General features: G+C 41.7%; 3 protein-coding genes and 1 CRISPR repeat array. All 3 genes read right to left on the minus strand.

Annotated features, from left to right (window positions below; translation table 11 throughout):
* Positions 1-43: 43 nt before the first annotated feature.
* Positions 44-566: a CRISPR direct-repeat array (repeat unit 22 nt; unit sequence GTGCTCAACGCCTTGCGGCATC).
* Between the two features lie 280 nt (positions 567-846).
* Complete coding sequence (cas5, locus tag RMO52_RS19535) at positions 847-1,497, minus strand: type I-MYXAN CRISPR-associated protein Cas5/Cmx5/DevS (RefSeq protein WP_396135055.1); 651 nt, start codon at positions 1,495-1,497, stop codon at positions 847-849.
* A complete protein-coding gene (locus RMO52_RS19540; protein WP_310417578.1) occupies positions 1,491-2,414 on the minus strand; it encodes a DevR family CRISPR-associated autoregulator in 924 nt (307 codons plus the stop codon). Before RMO52_RS19540 ends, cas5 begins: the two co-directional genes overlap by 7 nt.
* Positions 2,415-2,547: 133 nt before the next feature.
* Positions 2,548-3,450, minus strand: a 903-nt coding sequence (cas8a1, locus tag RMO52_RS19545) for a CRISPR-associated protein Cas8a1/Csx13 (protein WP_310417581.1), incomplete at its 5' end; no start/stop codon positions are given.

Here is a 3,450-nt window from a genome sequence, read left to right on the forward strand (position 1 = left end):
CGATCGCAAATGCGTTGCCAAAATCGAGGATAACAATATTAGTATGCTCAACGCCTGACGGCATCTAAGGTACGATCGTTCTTGAGTCCCTGGGAGTTGAATGGTAACCTCTAAGTGCTCAACGCCTGACGGCATCTAAGGTATGATCCCGGTATTGCTTGAACGCTGACATCTTTATTGAATTCGTGCTCAACGCCTTGCGGCATCTAAGGTTCGATCGCATCGGCTTGAGCAGATAAGTCTCATCACCATCGACGTGCTCAACGCCTTGCGGCATCTAAGGTTCGATCGCCGCTCAACTCGCTGGCTTCATCTGTAATTAATCATAGTGCTCAACGCCTTGCGGCATCCAATGTAAAGTCACCATTTTGTCCTATGATGCGGTTGCTGCTAAGTTCGTGCTCAACGCCTTGCGGCATCCAAGGTACAGTCACATTTTGATGCTACTTATTCCACCATGTACAAGCTGTGCTCAACGCCTTGCGGCATCCAAGGTACAGTCACGCTCGGTACCAGAAAACTGAACGGTACCCTCCAAGTGCTCAACGCCTTGCGGCATCCAAGGTACAGTCACAGCGATCGCTGAAAACTATACTAGGAGGATAACTGTCAGCCACTCTGCGAGCATCTTAACCTAAAACGATATAAAATCCCCAAAATAGCATTTTATTTAGTTTTAAAATCAGATAAAAAAGTCTAGAAGGATTACACCTAGCAGTTTACAGGAAAATGCAAGCATCTCAGCAATAAAAATATCTGCTAAAAGCTGCTCCAGTCAACAACTTCAGCAAGATCGGCCTAATCAATCGCGATCGCAACCAGAGATCCATGCGTTTTCAGCCAATTTCAATCCGGCTGAATTTTTGTCCAGGCTAGAGTTGGTGGCTCCCATTTATCCGTAATAGGGGATTGAAGCAAATATCGTCTCCAGCGCGTACCTTGAGAACCTACATGATCTACCCAGTAAGGAAGAGTGAGCAAACCATCCTCCATCTGAATCAACCAACATAAAGGTAGAGATCTCTGCTGTCGATCGTCCTGTTCGGGTAAAATCGTTGCGGAGTTCACCAAATCCCGACTTTCGCCCAAACACAAACCACCAAATCGATCGACTGTAGCTGGATTAGCAAAAGCAGATCTCAGCCGCTCTGTTAATTTGAGTTGACTGACATCATCAGTACTATCGATCCAGACAATAAATTGAATATCGGTTAATAATTCCTGATAATCGGGACGAGCATTAGTAGGATCGCTAATTTCTTGCTTTTTAAATCGTCGAAAGGTACGAATTACCGTCGATTTTAGTGGTTGAGACTGCATCGCGATCGCAAGTTTTACCCCTTGATGACGAAAGCGATTCATCTCACCCACGATCGATAGTAACATTCCATAAACCGTCGAAGGTGGCGGTACTGGATACGTCTGAGCATATTCTCGCGCTCGCGATTGGCGAAAACATGAGATTGGTACATCAACTTGGATAGCTATGCTCACAATTTTACCCCCAGATCTTTAGCAATCAGTTGTTTTAGTTGAGTTACAGTTTTTTTAATGCCATTAGATACATTTACACCCAATTCTTTTAACTGTTCGCCATCAGGGGTACCAGCAATCGCTCCAGATACCCATAATTCTGTCGGCTCGATATCCTGAGATTCAACACGGCGGATTAATTCAGCCACTGTTATTTCACCAGCATTATCTTCATTAAAGCAATACAAAAAGCGGGGCGAGAAATCATGTGTCCACCTCAAAATCATACTATCTGGTGCAAAGTCATATAAAAATCGAGCGTGATTTCCGGCTACTTCTCCGAGCGAACTCAAACCATCTAAGACTGGAATAATCCGTGACTTGTCTTTCAATCGATCGGGTGTCATCGCAAAACCATACTGATAACGGGTAGCGTGTACCTCAGTTCCATAAAGAGACGTACTATTTTTAGTTCCACTCTTAGCATTGAAAGTAATATCACCCACAAATGGGGTAGTAGATACGGCGCGGGTGACTTCTAAAACACCACGTTTAGCAGTAGTAGTTCCTTTTGGTTTATCTTTTTTTCCTTTTGGTTGAGGTTGATCGCTATCTAGATCGCTAGCTTCAATTTTTGCACCTTCAGCACGCATATATCCAAGGACATCATCATCAATATATTGGCGATCGTCGAAGTTTTGATTTTGCCAAGTATTATTATTGAGATCGTCATCCCATTGGCGATTTACAGCGTGATTGATACCTGATGTTTGCCAATAGTAGCGTAATGCCCAGCGAATTGCCTCAGCCGAGACAGTGGAATGAACTTCACCTTTCCAAAGAATCTTTTGTAAAGTGGTAATATTACCTTCGTTTTCGCCCCGATTGTTTGCTGCTGTCCCATGACAAGTTAGAATATTACCAAACAAATGAAATGCCATGAATTAAGTTCCTAAATAAAATTGCAATCGATCTACAGCACCTAACGGCATCAAAGGTTAATAATCTCTATTTTCAATGTGACATTTGATTCTCGATCGGAGAACAGTCACATTGAAAAATCTAATTGTGGCTTCAATCGTCACCAAGAGGATCGGGAGCATCAAAAGATTCTAAACTTCCAATCTCTGATTTTTCTAGTTTTGGCTCTTTTTTATAACTTGCTAATGCTAACAATGCCAGATCTCGACCTTTTTTCCACTCTTTTTCATCCATAATCAAACTCATCAATTCTTCCCAATTATTTTGCAAGGTGGGGATTCGTCCAGCTCTCGACCAGAAATTAGTAATAAATTCTCGAAATGAACTAGCACTCTTACAACGCGCCAAGCCAGTTCTAATCCGAGTTGTTTTACTATCGAAGTTAATTACTTCTTTATCTCCAGCTTTTTTAGCGAGTTCAGCATAGGTATAGCGAATTGCCTCATGACAAGCTCGCACAAATAGTTTCTCACGTTCTTCCATTTCAATTTTCTGAATCACTCGATCTAGTCCTCCTCGTTCGTAAGTTAAATTCTTAAATAGTTCGTTACTATTTACTTTGTCTGCAAATCCCGTATACCAAGGTTGCGATCGAGCTAAGTTTTCACTAATCAATTCTCTGGCAAAGCTAGGTGCGATAAATGCACCCGTTTTACCATCGATTACCTTTTCTGGTAGCTCATTTCGACAAATTTTGTAATTTTTACAAACTGATTCATTTGCCATCACTGTATAAACATCAGTACGAGTTTTTTGTTGAGTTGACCAAGCAACAGTACCTAATGTGATTACTTGGCAACTAGTCAAGTTAAAATTTCCTAAGATTTCCAGCGTCGTGTCATAGGTTAAAAATCTCAATCCTGCATCACCCAAACTAGAAGCATGAAAATCCTGATATGTGGCATAACGACTATGAATATTTTGCTTGTATTCAGCAAAAGCAGCTAAGTTAGTGATTTCGGGGATGACTAAAGCATATTGAGCGCGTTTATCTCG

It is taken from the genome of Chamaesiphon sp. OTE_8_metabat_110, from assembly GCF_031382685.1.
Taxonomy (GTDB): Bacteria; Cyanobacteriota; Cyanobacteriia; order Cyanobacteriales; family Chamaesiphonaceae; genus Chamaesiphon.